The following is an 18,166-nucleotide window of genomic DNA, read 5'->3' as shown; positions in this document are numbered from 1 at the left end:
CCTCATGCCCCCCGTGACTGTCTCGGCGGTGCTCGCGGGTCTGCTGTTCTCGCCGTCCTCGGCGGGGCCCGGCCGCGCTGACGTATGTCGCGCGCCTTTGCCAAGGGCGTGGTCGGTTCCAGCACATCACATCACGCGTGTGGCCAGTCACTGGTCGTGTCGAATTGACCTGAAGTGGAAGACGTCTTTCCGTAACGGCGGGACAGCGTCGGGCGGGGGCCGCGACGGTGTCAGACGAGCCGTACGGGCTTCTCCGGGCGTATGCCGGACGCGGCCAGCCAGTCGCGCAGCGGGCCCGGGTCTCCCTCCTCGATCAGGCGGAGCACCCGGGGCGTCAGGTCGGCGGCCCGCTCGCCGCCCAGCAGCAGGGACGGGCCGTCCAGCCAGTCCAGGGCGGGGACCGCGCCCGCGGTGTCCACGGCCGCGCAGCACACCATCGCCGTGACATGGTCCGCGAGCAGCTCACGGGCGGTGCGCTGGGGTTGCAGCGGGAACGGGGACAGGCCGGGCAGCCCGCAGTCGCAGGCGTTCCACGGGGGGTTGCCGGGGGCCTGGCCGGCGGGGGACACGCCCGCGCCCTTGCCCTTGGCCGCGCCCTTGCCCTTCCGCACGCGGGCTTCCTCGCGGGCCAGTTCGGCGCTGAGGCGGGCGGCGAGGGTGGTGCCGCGATCCGTACCGGCGGTGTCGGCCGACTCCGCCCCGGCATCGCCGCAGGCGTCCATCCCGGGCCCCTCCGCATCACCCGTGCGGGTGGCAACGTCAAACGCGGACACCCCCGGTCGGGGGACCCCGCCCTCGCCGAGGGTCTCCGACCCGGGGGACGGAGGAGCTGCGCCGGGGGCGGGCTGGGGGGCCGAGTGCGCGGGAGACCCGCCGGGGGCGGGCTGTGCGGGGGGTTCGCCAGAGGCGGTCTGCCGGGCGGGCTCGCCGGGGGCGGACCCCGCGGACGGCTCGCCGGGGACGGGGGGCACGGCGGGCTCGCCCGTGGTGGTCTCCCGGGCCGGCTGCACGGACGACCCGCCGGATACGGGCCGCGCGGGGGCCTCGCCGGGAGCGGGCTGGGCGGGGGCACCGCCAGAGGCGGTCCGCCGGACGGACTCGCCGGGGGCGGACCCCGCGGACGGCTCGCCGGGGACGGGGGGCACGGCGGGCTCGCCCGTGGTGGTCTCCCGGACCGGCTGCACGGACGACCCACCGGATGCGGGCCGCGCGGGGGCCCCGCCGGGAGCGGGCCGTGCGGGGGCACCGCCAGAGGCGGGCTGCCGGACGGACTCGCCGGGGGCGGACACTGCGGACGGCTCGCAGGGGGCGGTCGTCGGGGCCGTCGCTGGGTGGGGCTCGGGGTTCGTCGGGTGTACGTCGTCGCGTGGGAGGTCCAGCGTGTCGGCGGGGTGGGTCTCGGGGTCCGGGGTCGGTGCGGGCTCCCGTGGCGGGGGGCCGGCGTCGGGGACGGGGTGGGTCGTGAGGTGGTCCAGGACCCGGGACAGGGTGGGGGCGGTCGGGCCGGGGGCGTGGGAGGGGCGTACGCCCAGGGCGTCCAGGGCGCGGTGCAGGCGGGCCGCGTCGGCGCGCCAGGTGCGGTCCACGACCTCCTCCGGATACGCCTGCCAGTCCACCGGCGCCCAGTCGGCACAGGACTCCGCGGGACCCCCGTGGAACAGGTGGGCGGCGAGCAGGGACGTGGCCTCGTCCACCACGCCGGGCTCCTCCAGCAGATCGCAGGCCGGCCGCTCGCCCAGCCGGGAGGCGAAGCCCTCGGCGAGCCGGTCGCGGCGGGACAGCTCGGTGAGCGCCGCGACCACGCCCGCGTCCAGCCGGGACGGCCAGCGGCCCATGCGCCAGGCGGGCAGCGCCACCCTGGTCAGCAGCCGGTCCCAGCCGGCGTACGCGAGCCCGACCTGTTCCTGGGCGACGATCCGCAGGCCGTAGTCGACCGCCTGGGCGCGCTCGGCCGCCGCGGCGGCGACCCCGCGCTCCATCTGCGTGGCGTGCTCCTGGCAGCCGCGCAGCAGCAGCCGGACCACCCAGCCGAGGGCCGCGCACAGCACGCGCAGCGGCGCTCGGCGGCCCGGTGCCGAGGCGACGGCCACGGCCGCGTCCAGACCGCGCACGAAGCGGCGGGCGGCCGCTATGTCGGGGTGCGCCGAAGGGCCCGTACCCGCGATCACCGGGGCGAGGACCGCGCGCAGTTCGCCGACGCGCATCCACCACAGGAACGGGGAGCCGATGACGAGGACCGGCGCGGTGGGCGCCCGGCGGCGGCCCTGGCCCGCCGGCTCGTCGGGCGTCGGACGCGCGGGCGGACCGTGCGCGGAGTGCGCCCGGTCCTCCAGCCAGCTGTCGCAGTCGGGAGTGAGCGCTATGGCGGAGGGGACCGGTACGTCCAGGCGGTCGGCGAGGTCGCGCACCATCCGGTACAGATCCGGGGCGGACTCCTCCGCGACCGGCACCGTGGGGCTCATGGCGGGCCGGGCCCGGGCCACGACCAGGGCGACGGCGGCCGCGGCCAGCAGCACCAGCACCGCGCACCCGCCCACGGCCCAGCGGGCGGCGTCCCAGCCCGGCCCGGTGAGGTGGCCGGTGGAGCCGCCGGCCAGCAGGATCACCGCGGCGCCCGCGGGCAGCAGGGCCACGGCCAGCGCCCGGCCCCGGACCCGCAGCACGGCGAGGGCCCGGGAGCGCGCGGCCTGTGCGCCCGCCTCCACACCGATTCCGGTCACGTGCCGCCCTCGCCCCCTCTCTGCCGATCGCGTGCTGCCCTGGTGTTGGTCACTCCCCCACTGTGGCACCCGCCACCGACATCGCAATGCCGGTGGGCCAAGTGCCGGAACGCTTGCGCGGCACCCTAGTTGGGGCCCGGGCGCTCGTCAGCCGGATAGGCGATTGCTCACCCGATGGAATGGCTTTGGTCAGAGCTGGGTGACGCACAGCAAAGATCAGGCCCCGGATCGCGGATCCGGGGCCTGGATGACGTAAGCGCAGGTCAGACGGCTGAGGCTCAGGCGCCCGCGGACTGCGCCACCTTCGCCGCGATGTCGGTGCGGTGCTGCGAGCCGTCCAGGCCGATCCGGCCGACGGCCCGGTACGCCCGCCCGCGCGCCTCGGTCAGGTCCCGGCCGGTGGCCGTCACGGACAGCACGCGTCCGCCGGCGCTGACGACCGCGTCGCCGTCCCGCCGGGTGCCGGCGTGCAGCACGTACGCGTGCGGGGCGTCCTCGGCGGCCACCGCGTCCAGACCGGTGATCGGGTCGCCGGTGCGCGGGGTGTCCGGGTAGTTGTGCGAGGCGACGACGACGGTGACGGCCGCGTCCTCGCTCCAGCGCAGCGGCGGCAGGTCGGCGAGGTGCCCGGTGGCGGCGGCCATCAGGACGCCGGCCAGCGGGGTCTGCAGGCGCGCCAGCACGACCTGGGTCTCCGGGTCGCCGAAGCGGGCGTTGAACTCGATGACCCGGACCCCGCGCGAGGTGATCGCCAGACCGGCGTAGAGCAGCCCGGAGAAGGGCGTGCCCCGGCGGCGCATCTCGTCCACCGTCGGCTGGAGCACGGTCTGCAGCACCTCGTCGACCAGCTTCGGGTCGGCCCACGGCAGCGGCGAGTACGCGCCCATGCCGCCGGTGTTCGGGCCCTCGTCGCCGTCCAGGGCGCGCTTGAAGTCCTGGGCGGGCTGGAGCGGGACGACCGTCTCGCCGTCGGTGACGGCGAACAGGGACACCTCCGGGCCGTCGAGGAACTCCTCGATCACCACCCGGTCGCACCCGGCGGCGTGCGCCTTGGCCACCTCGATGTCCGGGGTGACGACGACGCCCTTGCCGGCGGCGAGCCCGTCGTCCTTGACGACGTACGGGGCGCCGAAGGCGTCGAGGGCCTCGGCGACCTCCTCGGCCGTGGTGCAGACGTACGAGCGGGCGGTCGGCACGGCCGCCGCGGCCATGACGTCCTTGGCGAAGGCCTTGGAGCCCTCGATCCGGGCGGCTTCGCCGGAGGGACCGAACACCGGGATGCCGGCCGCCCGGACGGCGTCGGACACGCCGGCGACCAGCGGGGCCTCCGGGCCGACGACGACCAGCTCGGCACCGAGGCCGGTGGCCAGCTCGGCGACCGCGGCGCCGTCGAGCGCGTCGACCCGGTGCAGCTCGGCCACCTCGGCGATCCCGGCGTTGCCGGGGGCGCAGTGCAGTGCGGTGACGTCGGGGTCGAGGGACAGGGAGCGGCACAGGGCGTGTTCGCGGGCGCCGCTTCCGATGACAAGGACCTTCACGGGGGTCAGCCTACTGGCAAGGCCGCCGAAGCCCGGGGCCCGGGTTTCTCGGAGCTTCCTCCAAAACCGGCCCGTGCGGGGCGGCCGGGAGGCCGGGCCGGGCGGCAGCCGCCGACCGCCGGCTACTCGTTGGAGACCTCTTCCACCACCGTCGCTCCCAGCTCGCGCACGATCAGTTCGTGGCCGGACAGGGCCGACTCGTCCAGGTCCGGATCGTCGTCCTCGGGGATGTCGTCCTCGGGCGCGACGGGCGGCGGCTCGGGCGCGGCCGGCCGGGGCGCCGGCGCGGGCCCGGCCGGAGCGCTGTGCCGGGGTGCGGCGGGCGCCTGCGGGGCCGGCTGAGGAGCCGCCGGGCGGGGGGCGGCCGGGGCGCCGTAACCACCGCCGGGGGCGCTGCCGTAGCCGCCGGCGGGCGCGCCGCCGTAGCCGGACGCGCCGCCCGGGGCCTGCGGGGCGGAGCCGCCGCCGGACGGGTCGAGCACCGCCTCGATCTTCCACTGGACGTGGAACTGCTCGGCCAGCGCCTGCCGCAGCACGTCCTCGCTGCCGCTGCTCGCGAAGTTGTCACGGGCGCCGCCGTTGACGAAGCCGAGCTGGAGGGTCGTGCCGTCGAAGCCGGTCACCTGCGCGTTCTGGCTGAGCAGGATCCAGGTGAAGCGGCGGCGGTTCTTGACGGCCTCCAGGATGTTCGGCCAGAGCGCGCGGGGGTCGAGACCACCGGCGGGAGCGGCCGGGGCGGGCGCGGGCGCCTGGGCCGCGGGCGCGGAGGCGGGCGCGGCCCGGCCGGACTGCTGCTGGGCCGGCTGCTGGGCCGGCTGCTGCTGGGCCGGACGGCCGGGGCCCTCGCCCGGCCGTCCGCCGGCCGTGGGCCAGCCACCGGGCCGCCGGCCACCGCCGGCGGACGCGGCGGTGGGCCAGGCGCCGGGGGCGGGAGCGGAGGCGGCCGGGGACTGAGCCGCGGGCGCGGGGGCGGGAGCCGGGGCGGGGGCGGCCGGGGCGGACGGAGGAACCGGCGCGGGGGCGGGAGCGGGAGCAGAGGCGGCCGGGGGCTGAGCCGCAGGAGCGGGGGCCGGGGCGGCCGGAGCACCCTGGGCCGCCGGATCACCCGTGGCACCCGGAGCACCCGGGCCCCGGACGGCCGCACGGACCGCCGCGGGCCCGCCACCGGGCGGCACGGAGAGCGCGCCGGCACCGGCCCCCGGTGCCACGGCCGCGGCGGCGGCGCCGTGCGCCTCGGGACCGGGCACGTACCCCATGGCCGGCACGGCGCCGCCGCCCGAGAAGGCGACGCCCCGCTCTAGGCGGTCGAGCCGGGCCATCAGGGCGCGCTCGTCGCCGTAGGCGGCCGGAAGCAGGACGCGGGCGCAGATCAGTTCGAGCTGGAGGCGGGGCGAGGTGGCGCCGCGCATCTCCGTCAGGCCCTCGTTGACCAGGTCGGCGGCGCGGCTCAGCTCGGCGGCGCCGAAGGTCTCGGCCTGGGCCTGCATCCGCTCCAGCACGTCGGCCGGGGCGTCGAGGAGTCCCTTCTCCACGGCGTCCGGCACGGCGGCGAGGATGACGAGGTCCCGCAGCCGCTCCAGCAGGTCGGCGACGAAGCGGCGCGGGTCGTTGCCGCCCTCGATGACGCGGTCGACGACCTCGAAGGCGGCGGCGCCGTCACCGGTGGCGAACGCCTCCACGACGGAGTCGAGCAGGGAGCCGTCGGTGTAACCGAGGAGGGAGGTCGCCATGGCGTACGTCACACCGTCCTCGCCGGCGCCGGCGAGGAGCTGGTCCATGACGGACATGGAGTCACGCACGGAGCCCGCGCCGGCGCGCACGACGAGCGGCAGGACGCCCTCCGCGACCGGGATGTCCTCCTGCCCGCACACCTGGGCGAGGTAGTCGCGCAGCGTCCCGGGGGGCACGAGCCGGAACGGGTAGTGGTGGGTCCGCGACCGGATGGTGCCGATGACCTTCTCGGGCTCGGTGGTCGCGAAGATGAACTTCAGATGCTCCGGCGGCTCCTCGACGACCTTCAGCAGGGCGTTGAAGCCGGCCGACGTGACCATGTGGGCCTCGTCGATGATGTAGATCTTGTACCGGCTGCCCGCAGGGCCGAAGAACGCCTTTTCGCGCAGGTCACGGGCGTCGTCCACACCACCGTGCGAGGCCGCGTCGATCTCGATGACGTCGATCGAGCCGGGCCCGTTCCGGGCGAGGTCACGGCACGACTGGCACTCCCCGCAGGGGGTCGGCGTGGGACCTTGCTCACAGTTCAGACAGCGGGCCAGGATGCGCGCGCTGGTCGTCTTGCCACATCCGCGCGGCCCGCTGAACAGGTACGCGTGATTGACCCGGTTGTTCCGCAGCGCCTGCTGCAGCGGGTCGGTGACATGCTCCTGCCCGATGACCTCGGCAAAGGTCTCCGGGCGATAGCGGCGGTACAGCGCGAGAGACGACACGCATACGAGGTTAATGGCGCCCACTGACAAGCGGCTCCGCCCGCGGCCCCGGGAACGCAAGCGCCCCCCACGCACCCGCCAGAGCCGACTTACCCTTGCTGCCTTCCGGCCCTGGGGGAGTTCAGTCAGATAGCGCCGCGTGAGGGGCTGTGCCCCACAGTACCCGATGGCGGCCCCCGGTCCGAACCCGCCGTCCCCCGCGACCCCGCCCGGGGACGGCCTGCGGGAACGGGGGACGCGAGCACCCTCCTCGGTCATGTAATGTTTGCGGCGGAGGATTCGCCTAGAGGCCTAGGGCGCACGCTTGGAAAGCGTGTTGGGGGCAACCCCTCACGAGTTCGAATCTCGTATCCTCCGCCAGTGCCTCACCGGGCACGATGTCGAAGGGCCCCACCGCTTGCGGTGGGGCCCTTCGTCGTTGTCCGTCTCGGTTCGTTTTCGGGAGTTCCCAAAGCGCGTCGCCGACCTGCTGGGCGACCTTGCGGAGCATGACTCCCGTCACACGCATGTGCCGGGCACGCATCCGAGCCGCGCCCCCGGGATCCCAGCCCATGATCGAGTCGGTCACCACGTCCGAGGTCCTGGGTTCCCGGTGCCGGCGGAGAATCTCGAGCAGCGGGTCGGGCAGGCCGATGGTGCGCCGTCCGGCGTGGGACTTGGTGGACTTGTGCTCGCGCCAGGTCTGCTCCCGCTCGGGGCAGTAGCCCGCTTCACGCCCGCACGGCTCGGCCCCGCAACCATGCGAGTACTTGGGGCGCAGCCGATTCTCGTCATCTCCCCTCAGCAGCTTCGGCGGACCGGTGGCACAGCTTGGACACCTAGGCAGTCACGGCATCGGCGGGGGCCCGACGGAGCCGCCCAACGGTGACCGACTCGATCTCTCCGTCGAGGACGAGCCGGAAGCACGTCACAAGGCCGGTACGAAGCCTCCACGCGGCATCCTCGACGCTCAGAAGCAACAGCGAGGAATCAGCCGGCTCAGGTGGGGCTCCGGCCCGCCACACGGCCAGCGGCTGGGTGCCCGGCAGCTTCCACTTGGCCGTCGCGGTCTCGGCCCAGGTGATCGCGGTCTGGGTTCCGGACGACGGTGGTACGGCCACGGCCCCCAAGGTCGAGCACTAGGAGCAAAACGTCAAACGCGGCCGGGGCCTGGACATGGTCAGCGCCCTCGCCCACCGGGTCATCGTCCACGACAGCGGCCAGGGCAACACGGTTACCGCGGAGCTGTACGCCGACGCACGGTTGGGAGGCCGGGATGCCAGTGCTGGACGAAGAGTTTGACCGAATAGGGCCCGCCGGCACTGATGGCATCATTCGACCCCTACTCCGCAGCATGGGAGTGGATGTACGACGGCCGCATCGACACCCGACGCGCCCTGCTGCAGGCCGAACCCTGCACGGTGTCCCTGACCCATGCCGGCACCCGCATCACCTGAGCGATCCGACCCGTACTCTTCCTGCCCCTCGCACACCGTCGAGGCGCCGAACTTCCGGCGTGTGCACCCGCGCACGGGGGATGAGGTGCGCGGCCGGCGCTGGCAGGTCACCTCGTGGCCATCGACGAAGCCCGGCCGTCGGTTAGGTCCCGGACGAGTCTCCAAGCCGCCCCCAGACAGGCCGGGGATGAAACCCTTCCCTTCAGAGCTGGAACCCCCGGAAGCCGACCGCGCGCTTGAGACCATAGACGCAGGCACTGACAACGGACCCGACAGCAATGGACCGTTGAGCGATGAGTGTTCAACTGCGTGACAACGGAGACGCACAACGACGGACGCCCGGGAGTGTCTGCGAACCATCGGTGCGGGTGAAAGGCCCACAAGCTCAAGGCACAGCCCCGCCCACGTTGCTTCGGGACGAAGAGGTCCTCACCTAAGGTCTCACCGCCACGCTTCCGCCGGCGCAACTTGCTCTGGTCGGCGGCATGGCAGCGCGACTGAGGCCGATGGGGTGCGACGAGACACACGCGTGCGTGACCGGTCGGCGGGAGCAGCGGGAACTTGCCCTGGGCGTGACCAGGGCTCCAACACCGCTCCGCCATAGGTCAGCCGAGCAACCACCGCCAAGAGGCCCGAGCTCCCATGCTGAGAATGCGGACCGGGTTGCCTGGCTGGCCGAGCGTCGTGAGGTGCAGGCTTAGGGCCCCTCCCGGCGGCCTGTATGACCTCCAATGACCGATCTCTACAGAGCTACGGATCAGGTCGTGAACACTGACCGCGGCAGCATCGCTTCGGTGATCGGCAGAATAGTCAGCGCTACGCGATGAGGGCCGGCCCAGTGCTTTCTGGGCCGGCCCCCACCATTCAGGTCACACGTCGTCGTATTCCTGGTCCTCGTCCTGTTCAGGTGAAGTGCTGGAGATGAATCCTTCGTCGGGATCAGGCTCCGCCTTCACGAGGATCTCGTAGACCTGATGGGCGGTATTACGGGTGCGTTCCCACTCCTCATGGGTACCGAAAGGATGCGGAGGCGGGGAGACGGTCGAGCTTTCCAGGGAGGAGGCCGCATCCTTGGCGATCACCAGGGCCTGGGTGAGGCGTTCGCGGTTGTCCCGGTCGCGGTCCTCGGGGCTAGCCGCTTGGTTGCGAGCCTTGCGAGCCTCCTGCTGCTTGAGGAAGCCAGCCATGGCCTTTGCTGGGCTGGCTATTTCGTACAAGCGGTACTCGGTCAGACGCTCCGGGCTTCGTGTTTCACGAGTGTCCCCGGTGATGACCAGACTACCGTCGGCGTTGACCTCGGGGATGTCATACTCGTGCGCCGGCTTGGTCGCGTCCCAGTGCCGCCAAGCGGAGGCAAGCAGGTAAAGACCGTGATTGTGGCTCGCCAGGTCGGTCAGGATGGCTGGAGGGGAGCCTCGGAATGGGGCACTACCCTCGAATACCTTCGATTCGCGATCACGGGTGAGATAGCCGTCCATCATAAGGGCGAACCCGCCGCCGATCATGAGCGTGATCCGGGCGTTACTGTCGCCCTCAAGCGCCCGCTCCAGCACGTGCGACACCGTTTCGTACACCGGCAGCCACTGCCGGCCAGGCACATCTTCGGTAAGGAAGCCGCCATCACCGAAGGCGTTGCGTGCCCTCTGGAGAGAAGGGGGACGACGCGCCCCCGGTTCCTTACGGGCCTTGGGGCGCCGCACGTCACGGTCGATGATGACCCCGAGCATGAAGCTGAACTGCTTGGTGGTCACCGCGCGCCGCGCCATGATGTTGCGGATCTCCGACTTCGTCTCGCCGAAGGAAAGGCCAGCAGTCAGACGGTAGGTGGTGTAAATGCACCGCCAGATGGGCGAGGGGTCCGGGCAGCCAAGTTCGGTGGGCAGGTCCTGCAGCGGAGTGAGCCCAAGGATGATGTCGGCTTCCCGACGGCGCATCTTACCGCGAGTCACCAGCGCATCAATGGTTTGATTGGCGATGTTGTGCCACATCGCGTCCGGCGTCCAGGGGTTCTTTTCCAGGTGCTCGCCAGCGACCAGGTTCTCAACCATGGACACGAACGAAGCACCGGTGGGCTGCATTGCAGTCTGCGTGGTCACTGGTTGACCTCCATGGTGTTACGGGCGCCGACGACCAAACGCACCGGGACGGTGGCGGCCTGGCCGACGCGGACGACCTGATCCGAGAGACCACGCTGGTAGGCAGAGTTGTAGTGTGCGATCTCATCGCGGACCGCCCGGCGCAAGGAGGCGGGGTCCCGCAGCAGATCCTCGACAACCGCATCGGCGGTGCCGGCGATGCTCTTGCCGGTGCGCGTCTTGGCCGCCGACGAAAGCCGAGAGATGCCGTCGACGACCACCGGCAGGACCCGGCTGGGCGAATTGTCGGCGAAGGTCACCCGCACCAGGATGACGAGCAGGGGCTCGGAGACGCCGCGCTGCATGATCGAGTCGGAGTAGTCGGCCTTGGGCACGTTCAAGGTGCCGGAAACGGTCTCCCGCACCAGGGCAGCGAGTTGCTGAGGGCTGTCGAACTCACAGCGGGCCTGGGCCAGCGGCCCGTTGACGTCGTGATCATCCAGTAGCCGAGGGGCCGGCACAGCCAGCGACAGGGCGGCAATGCGCGGCTGGTAGAGCGGGAAAAGCATGCGGGACCACGCAAGGCATTCGATCACGTACAGCGAACCGCCGGGTACAGCCACCTCGCTCAGCAAGGAGACGCCGTTGGGCTGCGGGTTGACGAGCAACGCGACGCGTTCCGGCTGCACCTGCAGAGCCGCAGCCGCCTTGCGGGCGTCCTCGCTGAGGTTGGTCAGAGGGTTCTTGTCCAACCGCGAGGAGACCTTGCGCAGGGCGCCGGACTCGGGGACGTCCGGCAGCGGCTGCGGCCGGCGAGTAATGCTCAGATTCTCCAGCTCCGGAGCGGCAGGCGCGGGGAGGCTCACGTGAGGCTTGGGGTCCTGCGACTCCGGGAACAGCAGGATGGTGTTGGTCACTGGCTCATGGTCCATCGTGACACCACCGCACAGCCCAAGTGCTGTGTCGGCTTCAGCGTGCGAACACCAGGCGTGTGATTCGTCCGCCCACGAAGGGAATCGTCGCCCGACGGCTGACGATGTGCTCCGTGGCGCCTGCCGCAACTCGCTGTTGCTGAACCTTCACTGTGGTCCCGACAGGGCCCTTTGCCCGGACGTTCCCATAGATGGCAGTGCCCCGAGGGGCCACCCGGATGTGATGGTCCAGGTGTCGAACGACAACGGCGATGCAGATCGACGCACGCCACGTTTATCGCATCATCTGTTTATCCGTCAACTCCGCACTAACAAGCCGCGGTTGCCTGCTGATGCCTGCTGATGCCTGCCAAGGTTGTTGCATCGACGGGCTCCGCATTGATGGGGCGCAGGGTGCCATAAGCCTGGTGTTCGCGTACCAAAACACCGAAAGTGGTGAGGTACCAGCAGGCTGGGCTAGTTTCGAAGTGATCTCAGGTGGGTCCGGAGCCGTTGGAGTCCAGCCCTCACGCAGGGCGTGCCGTATAGCTGTTGTGACACCGGACGGCAGTACAGGCTCAGCCTCTCGACCGATCCAGTTACTCGGATGCGGCTGGTTGGTGGTGACCACAAGCGTCATCCCCGGGGTGTCCGCATGCTCGACCGCGAACGTGCACAGCGACTAGGCCCAAGCCCTGGATGTACGTCGGCCGGTCTCGTAGTCGCCGGCGGTAGGCCGTACCGTCGACGACGATCCGTCGTGATCCCTTGCGACCCAACGCCATGACTGCCCTTCAACAGCAGAGATGCTAGGGAGCCCGACGCAGTCGTCCGTCTCAGTTTCCGTCTCATTCAGCGCCGTTCACACCCGTCCGGACAGGACCGGAAGCGGTAGCCGCCGAGATGACCGACCCGCCAGTGCCTCACCGGGCACGATGTCGAAGGGCCCCACCGCTTGCGGTGGGGCCCTTCGTCGTTGTCCGTGTTCCGGGGGGCGGATCAGTGGTTCGGCACTCGCAGGGGGGCCGATGCCGTTGCCTGGTCCACCTCCGAGACGCGGACCGTCGCCTTCAGCGTCCAGGTGCCGGAGGACGGGAGGATGAAGGCGTCGGCGGCCCAGTAGCCGCCGCGGTCGGTGAGGCGGGTGTCCAGTGGGCCCACGCGCCGGGCCGGGAGCGTGAGGGTGACCCGGAGTTCGGGGACCGCGGCGAGGCCGCCGTCGGGGCCGTAGACCACCGCCTGGACGGAGTTCTCGCCCACCCGGCCTGGGTCCAGGGTGATCTGCACCCTGCCGTGGCCGCCGGGGGCGCCGGTGTCGAAGGGGAGGGTGGTGACGGACGCCGTGGGAAGGGCCGCCGGTGCCGGGACGGGCGGTGCGGACCGCGTCGCCGTACGGCCGGGCGCGGTGCCGGTGAGCAGGGTGGTCAGGGCGAGGACGAGGACGGCGGCCGTCGTCTCGGCCAGGACCGAGCGGCGCAGGAGGTGCGGGGCCACCGGTCCCCGTGCGGCCCGTCTCGTCCAGGTGCGGGAGCAGGCCGCCGCGAGCAGGAGCGCGGTGACGGCCGCCAGCTTGGCCAGCAGGGTGCGGCCGTACGCCGTGTCCGTCAGCGCCTGCCAGGAGCCGAGGCCCCGCCAGGACTGGTAGACGCCGGTCAGGGCCAGGACGGTCACCGAGACCGTGGCCAGCCGGGAGAAGCGCTCCGGGACCGAGGCGGGCAGGCCGCCGGCCGGGGCGCGGCGCAGCGTCCGCAGGAGGGCCGCCAGGCCGCCCAGCCAGGCCGCCGTGGCCAGCAGGTGCAGGGTGGCGGAGACCAGCGCCGCCGGGACCTGGATGCCCGCCGCCGCGTGGTCGGACGCGGTCCAGGTCAGGGACAGGGCGAGGGCGAGCACGGCGGTCGCCGCGAGGGTCACGCGGCGCGGCGGCCGGATGCGGCGCCGGCGTAGCAGCGCCGCGCAGCCCGCCGCCAGGAGCAGCAGCGCCAGCCGGGCCAGGAGCAGCAGACCGGGGCGGGTCATCGCCGTGTGGGCGAGGGCGGAGAGGCTGAGCGCGGTCGCCGGGGAGGTGCCTTCCTCGTACGGCGCCCGCAGCAAGTACTCGACGGTCGTGGCGGCGCCCAGCGTGGCCGCGCCGGTGAGGGCGAGGGGGCGCAGCCGGGCCGACGCGGGCGGGCGGCAGTAGGCCGTGAAGGCGGCGGTGCCCAGGAGCAGGGCCAGGGAGAGGTAGGCGAGACAGCGCGCGATGGTGTGCAGGGCGGTGGTGGCGCGGTTTTCCGTACGGTCCGGGAGCGGGACGGGCGGTGCCGCCGTCCGTTCGCCCACCGAGAAGGTGAGGGCGCCGGACACCGGGTGGCTGTCGGCCGACACCACCCGCCAGGCCACCGTGTACGTGCCGGTGGCCAGCCCGCCGGGCAGGGTGACCCGCGCGGTGTCGGAGTGGCCGGGGGCGTGGCCGGCGGGACCGGTGCGGACCCGGTGGTCGCCGGGGTCGTAGACCCGGAAGGAGCCGGCCGGCAGGCCGACCGGCTCGGTGAAGACGAGGGTGATCCGGCGGGGCGCGGTGCGCAGGACGCTTCCGTCGGCGGGGTCGGCCCCGCGCAGCACGGTGTGCGCCGAGGCCGGGGCCGCCGTCCCGAGGACCAGCCCCAGGAGCAGAACGGGCAGCAGGGCGAGGACCGTACGGGGACGCGGGACAGAGCGCGGGCCCGGGACCGGCACCGGTAGCCGGACCAGGGCCAAGCCCCACACCGGCATCAGGCGCCGAAACAGGACCAGACGCCGGACCAAGACCAGACCCCGCAGCAGCGTCAGGCGCCGGACCAGCGGCAGCCCCCCGAGCAGCACCCGCCGCCGCAGCTCAGCCAGGCCCGTGCACGTAGCCCTCGTGTGCCGGGGCGGGCCCTGGTGTCGTCGTCTGCCCCGGTGTCCCTCGCGCAGCACCCTCCGCCTCCGTCCGCTCCGCCCGTGCTCCGTGACAGGGCCCCGGTATACGTACGGGGGAAGCGGGCCGCGCGCTCACCAGGCCGGGCGGGCCGTCACTCCGCCGTCCACCACCAGGTCGTGGCCGGTGATCCAGGACGCCAGCGGGGAGGCGAGGAAGACGCAGGCGTCGGCCACGTCCTCGGGGCGGCCCAGGCGGCCGGCCGGGGCGGCGGCGAGCCAGCGCCGTACGCCGTCCGGCCAGGACGCGGCCAGTCCGGGCCGGTCGATCAGGCCGGGCGAGACCGTGTTGACGCGGATGCCGTCGGGGCCGTACTCCAGGGCGGCCGCGCGGGCGTGCACGACCACCGCCGCCTTGGCCGCGCCGTAGTGGGCGTGGCCGGGGGCCGGGTGGCCGGCCTCGATGGAGGCGATGTGGGTGATGGTGCCGCCGCCCTGGGCGCGCAGGACGGCGGCGGCCGCCTGGGTGCAGGCGAAGACGCTGGTCAGGTTGGTGTCGACGACCCCGCGCCAGTCGTCCGCGGTCATGCCGGGGAGCGGCTGGACCGGCTGGACGGCCGCGTTGTTGACGAGTGCGGTGAGCCGGCCGGCCGACCAGTGCGCCGCCTCCTCGACCAGGCGCCGGCAGGCGGCCTCGTCCGTCAGGTCGGCCTGGAGCACGGTCGCCCGGCCGCCCGCCGCCCGGATGCGGCGCGCCGTGTCGGTGGCGTCGGCGAGGGCCGTACGGCAGTGCAGGGCCACCGCGGCGCCGTGCTCGGCGAAGCGCAGGGCGAGGGCGCGGCCGATGCCGCCGCCCGCGCCGGTCACCAGGGCGGTCTGTCCGTCGAGCAGGGGCGCGGGGGGTGTCATGGGCGGCAGAGTTCCGTGATCAGGGCGGCCTCGGCCGGGTAACGCGCCGTCAGCTCGGCCGGGTCGCCGTGTTCGTAGTCCGCGTAGGTGAACCCGGGGGCCATCGTGCAGCCGAAGAACGTCCACGCGCCGCCCGCCGCCACCCGCGCGCCCATCCAGGTGCGGGCCGGCACGGTCAGCTGGAGGTGCTGGCCGGCGCGCAGGTCCGGGCCGAGGACGGGGCGGCGGGTGGTGCCGTCGGGGGCGAGGAGCAGCAGGTGGAGCGGGTCGCCGAGGTGGAAGTGCCAGACCTCGGCGAAGGGCAGGCGGTGCAGGGCGGAGTAGTCGCCGGCGGTGAGCAGCACGACGATGGCCGAGCCCTCGGGGCGGCCGTCCGGGCGCTCGGGCCCGGCCCAGGTGCGCCGGAACAGACCGCCCTCGCGGGGCAGGGGTTCGAGGCCGTAGTGCGCGGTCAGCTCTTCGGGCGTCGTCACCCGGGGAAGGCTACCGCCCGGTCCAGGAACGCGAGTTGGGCGTGCTTCTCGGGCAGGTGGACGTCGGGCAGGACGACCTCGGGCAGGACCACGGCGGGGCCGCGCTCGAAGCCCTGGCGTTCGAAGCGCTCGATCGCCTTGGTGTTGCGCACATCCGGGTCGATCACGATCCGGCGGCGGTCCAGGACCAGCAGCGTGTACGTCGTCAACGCCCGCAGCAGGGCGGACGTCCAGCCGGGACGCCGGCCGCCGGGGCCGGCGGGGGCGAGCAGGAGGTGGACGCCGACGTCGCCGGGGCGGACGTCGTAGCACTCCCCGACCCGGTCGGCGGACGGCTCGTACGTCTGGAGGAGCGCGGCCGGTTCGCCGTCCTTGGTGACCAGGTAGGCGTGGTGGGTGTCGAGGGTGGCCAGGTGGGCGTAGACCTCGGCGACCCGGGCCCGGCCGAGGCCGTTCATGCCCCAGAACGCGGCGCGTTCGTCGCTCACCCAGGCGTGGAGCACCTCCGCGTCGGCCTCGGGGTCGACGGGGCGGACGCGGACGGTGCCGTAGCCGTCGATGTGCTGGACGTGCAGATCGGTCATCGGTCTTCCTCGGTGTGTTCGTCGGTGGCCGGCTCGGGGGTGAGCAGTGCCCAGTCGGTGACCACGGGGGCCAGTTCGCCCGTCAGCCACAGCGGGAGCTGGTCGCGGTGGTGGGGACTGCCGGGGACGCCGTCGGCGCCGAAGGGCACCACCCAGCGGCTGTCGTCGCGGTCGGCCAGGTCCCAGACGTAGCGGGCGGCCGGGCCGCGGACGGCGCGGTCGGTGTGGCCGGGGACGGCCGAGGTGCACAGCACGCAGTCGTGGTCGCCGCCGAGCCCGGGTTCTGCGGAGTCCGGGTACGGCCCGTCCGGCAGCGCCCGCCAGGGAGCCAGGCGGTGCGTGGCGGCCCAGGAACGGGCGGGCGCGGCGGCGGCGGTCTCCTCCAGGGCGGCGCGTACGACGGCCGTGCGGTCGATGCCGTACAGGTCCTCTGTGCTCAGCAGGTGTTCGAGGGCGTAGGCGATACGCGGGACGAGGGCGAGCCAGGGCCGCAGGACGTCCGGGTAGGCCGGGGGTTCGGCGAGCGGGGCGAGGACCGGGTGCGCGGCGAGCCGGCGTACGACCGCGCCGCGCACCGCCGCGTACGCCGCCGCGTCGGTGCTGCCGGCGTCCATGTGACGGTCCCAGGCGAGCAGGCGGTCGCGCAGGGCCGCGGCGGCGGGGGTGAGGCCGGTGAGGGCGGCGAGCCGGTCCAGCAGGGGGGTGGCGGAGGCGAGGTGGGTGTCGGTGTGGATCGCGGCCATGGCGTCGGCGGTCCAGGCGCGGCGGGCGGTGAGCAGCGCGCGGATCCGGGCGGCGCGGTGGGGCGGGGCGAACTCGACGCCGAGCGGGGTGGCCGGGCCGTGGGTGTTGGCCATCACCGCGATGCCGTCGGTGAGTTCGCCGTACGGCGTCTCGTGCGTGCCGTGCCAGTCGTGGCCGGGCTCCCAGGCGGGGACCGGGTGGCGGCGGTTGGCCTCGGCGCGCCGCGGGACCCGGCCGGCGACGCGGTGCAGAGTGCCGCCGGCGGTGTCGGCGGCCTGGACGACGTTGACCGGCTCGGCCCAGGCGTCCAGGGCCCGGTCGACGTCGGCGACGGTGCGGGCGCGCAGGAGCGGGAGGAGGGCGCCGAAGCCGAGGTCTTCGGTGACGCGGGGCGGGTAGCGCAGGGCGAGCGCCTCGGCCGCGCCGTCCTGTCCGGGCGTACCGCCCGTGCCGTCCAGTCCCTCCGGGCCGCCCGCGATCACCGGGCCCCGGGCCGTCTCGAGGAGTTCGATGCCGAGGGGCGGCTCGCCCGCGATGTGGACGGTCTCCGTGTGGCGGGCGGCGCGGTGCCAGGCGCCGTCCGGGCCGAGGGCCTCGACGCCCGCGCCGGTGCGGCGCAGCCGTTCCCGGTAGAGGTCCTGGTAGTCGGCCATGGCGTTGGTGATGGCCCAGGCCACGGTGCCGGTGTGGCCGAAGTGCGGAATGCCGGGCACGCCGGGCACGGCCAGGCCGAGCACGTCGAACTCGGGGCAGGACAGGCGGATCTGCTGGTAGACGCCGGGGTCCTCGATGACGCGGTGCGGGTCGCCGGCGAGGAGCGCGTGCCCGGTGGCGGTGCGCTCGCCGGTGAGCAGCCAGCCGTTGCTGCCCGCCGTGCCGGGCCCGTCGGTGGCGAACAGGCCGACGGCCTCCGGACCGAGGTGCCGTGTCGCCTGCTCGCGCCAGAGCTTGGCCGGGAACCCGGCGAAGAGGATGTGCGTGCCGAGCCAGACGCCGAGCGGTGTCCAGGGCTGCCAGCGGCCCGGGGCCAGCCGGGTGCGGGCGAACTCGGGGGCGCGGCGGGCGCCGGCGGCCAGCCCGTCGTTGACGCCGTCGACGTACGCCCGTACCCAGTCCGCCGTCCGCGGGTCCCGGCGCTCCAGTGCGGCGAAGCAGCGGCGGGCGGTGTCGGCGAGCCGGGCCCGGCGGGCGAACACGTCCCAGGACAGGGCGCCGGCGCCGAGGAAGGAGGCGGAGGTGCCCTGGAGGCGGTGCCGTTCGACCTCCAGCTGCCAGGCCCGGTCGCGGGCGGTGACCAGGCCCTGGGCGCGGGCGAGTTCCCGGGCGTCGGACGCGCGCAGATGGGGGACGCCCCAGGCATCGCGGTAGATCTCGATGGCCACCAGGACTCCCTCGATCTTTAGGTTAGCCTTGCCTAAGTTTTCTGTGGCGGAATCGTACGCGAACGGTGGAGGG

At 73.6% G+C, this 18,166-nt stretch carries 10 protein-coding genes, 1 tRNA gene, 1 other RNA gene and 2 pseudogenes; 3 read left to right on the top strand and 11 right to left on the bottom strand.

Going from position 1 to position 18,166, the window contains the following annotated elements; translation table 11 throughout:
* Positions 1–230 precede the first annotated feature (230 nt).
* From ACH4OA_RS08890 to ffs, 4 genes are all read right to left on the bottom strand, one after another.
* Entirely contained in the window at positions 231–2,720 is a 2,490-nt protein-coding gene (locus ACH4OA_RS08890; protein WP_397968315.1) for a hypothetical protein, read from the bottom strand.
* Between the two features lie 278 nt (positions 2,721–2,998).
* Positions 2,999–4,258: a phosphoribosylamine--glycine ligase gene (purD, locus tag ACH4OA_RS08885; protein ID WP_397945844.1), complete on the bottom strand. Its 1,260-nt coding sequence runs from the start codon at positions 4,256–4,258 to the stop codon at positions 2,999–3,001.
* A 122-nt stretch (positions 4,259–4,380) separates the two neighbouring features.
* The gene (locus ACH4OA_RS08880) at positions 4,381–6,702 is read right to left on the bottom strand and encodes a DNA polymerase III subunit gamma and tau (protein WP_397968313.1); all 2,322 of its coding nucleotides are present in this window, start codon (positions 6,700–6,702) and stop codon (positions 4,381–4,383) included.
* Between the two features lie 53 nt (positions 6,703–6,755).
* Positions 6,756–6,854, bottom strand: an RNA gene (ffs, locus tag ACH4OA_RS08875) — signal recognition particle sRNA small type.
* Positions 6,855–6,974: 120 nt separating this feature from the next.
* On the opposite strand from ffs, the gene ACH4OA_RS08870 reads away from it, so the two are divergent.
* From ACH4OA_RS08870 to ACH4OA_RS08860, 3 genes and pseudogenes are all read left to right on the top strand, one after another.
* A tRNA-Ser gene (locus ACH4OA_RS08870) sits at positions 6,975–7,062 on the top strand.
* Positions 7,063–7,701: 639 nt separating this feature from the next.
* Positions 7,702–7,983: pseudogene (locus ACH4OA_RS08865) on the top strand (ATP-binding protein); the annotation flags it as partial.
* Positions 7,980–8,222 (top strand): annotated as a pseudogene (locus ACH4OA_RS08860) (hypothetical protein). The pseudogenes ACH4OA_RS08865 and ACH4OA_RS08860, both read left to right, overlap by 4 nt.
* A gap of 785 nt (positions 8,223–9,007) precedes the next feature.
* Here ACH4OA_RS08860 and ACH4OA_RS08855 read toward each other — a convergent pair.
* From ACH4OA_RS08855 to ACH4OA_RS08825, 7 genes are all read right to left on the bottom strand, one after another.
* Positions 9,008–10,234 carry a hypothetical protein gene (locus ACH4OA_RS08855; protein WP_397968310.1) on the bottom strand — a complete coding sequence of 409 codons (1,227 nt, stop codon included), beginning with the start codon at positions 10,232–10,234 and terminating at the stop codon, positions 9,008–9,010.
* Complete coding sequence (locus tag ACH4OA_RS08850) at positions 10,231–11,130, bottom strand: hypothetical protein (protein WP_397968307.1); 900 nt, start codon at positions 11,128–11,130, stop codon at positions 10,231–10,233. Before ACH4OA_RS08850 ends, ACH4OA_RS08855 begins: the two co-directional genes overlap by 4 nt.
* A 993-nt stretch (positions 11,131–12,123) precedes the next feature.
* Positions 12,124–13,875, bottom strand: a complete 1,752-nt coding sequence (locus tag ACH4OA_RS08845) for a copper resistance CopC/CopD family protein (protein WP_397968366.1) — start codon at positions 13,873–13,875, stop codon at positions 12,124–12,126.
* A gap of 261 nt (positions 13,876–14,136) precedes the next feature.
* Positions 14,137–14,910 (bottom strand): SDR family NAD(P)-dependent oxidoreductase, encoded by a 774-nt coding sequence (locus ACH4OA_RS08840; RefSeq protein WP_397936713.1) that lies wholly within the window; start codon positions 14,908–14,910, stop codon positions 14,137–14,139.
* The gene (locus tag ACH4OA_RS08835) at positions 14,907–15,383 is read right to left on the bottom strand and encodes a cupin domain-containing protein (protein WP_397936712.1); all 477 of its coding nucleotides are present in this window, start codon (positions 15,381–15,383) and stop codon (positions 14,907–14,909) included. The genes ACH4OA_RS08840 and ACH4OA_RS08835 overlap by 4 nt, the downstream gene beginning before the upstream one ends.
* Positions 15,380–15,967, bottom strand: a complete 588-nt coding sequence (locus ACH4OA_RS08830; protein WP_365874116.1) for a GNAT family N-acetyltransferase — start codon at positions 15,965–15,967, stop codon at positions 15,380–15,382. Before ACH4OA_RS08830 ends, ACH4OA_RS08835 begins: the two co-directional genes overlap by 4 nt.
* The gene (locus ACH4OA_RS08825; protein WP_397968304.1) at positions 15,964–18,093 is read right to left on the bottom strand and encodes a penicillin acylase family protein; all 2,130 of its coding nucleotides are present in this window, start codon (positions 18,091–18,093) and stop codon (positions 15,964–15,966) included. Before ACH4OA_RS08825 ends, ACH4OA_RS08830 begins: the two co-directional genes overlap by 4 nt.
* Between the last annotated feature and the right edge of the window lie 73 nt (positions 18,094–18,166).

This window comes from Streptomyces sp. NPDC017095 (assembly GCF_044332325.1).
GTDB lineage: Bacteria > Actinomycetota > Actinomycetes > Streptomycetales > Streptomycetaceae > Streptomyces.
This window is presented reverse-complemented; position numbering and strand designations above follow the sequence as displayed.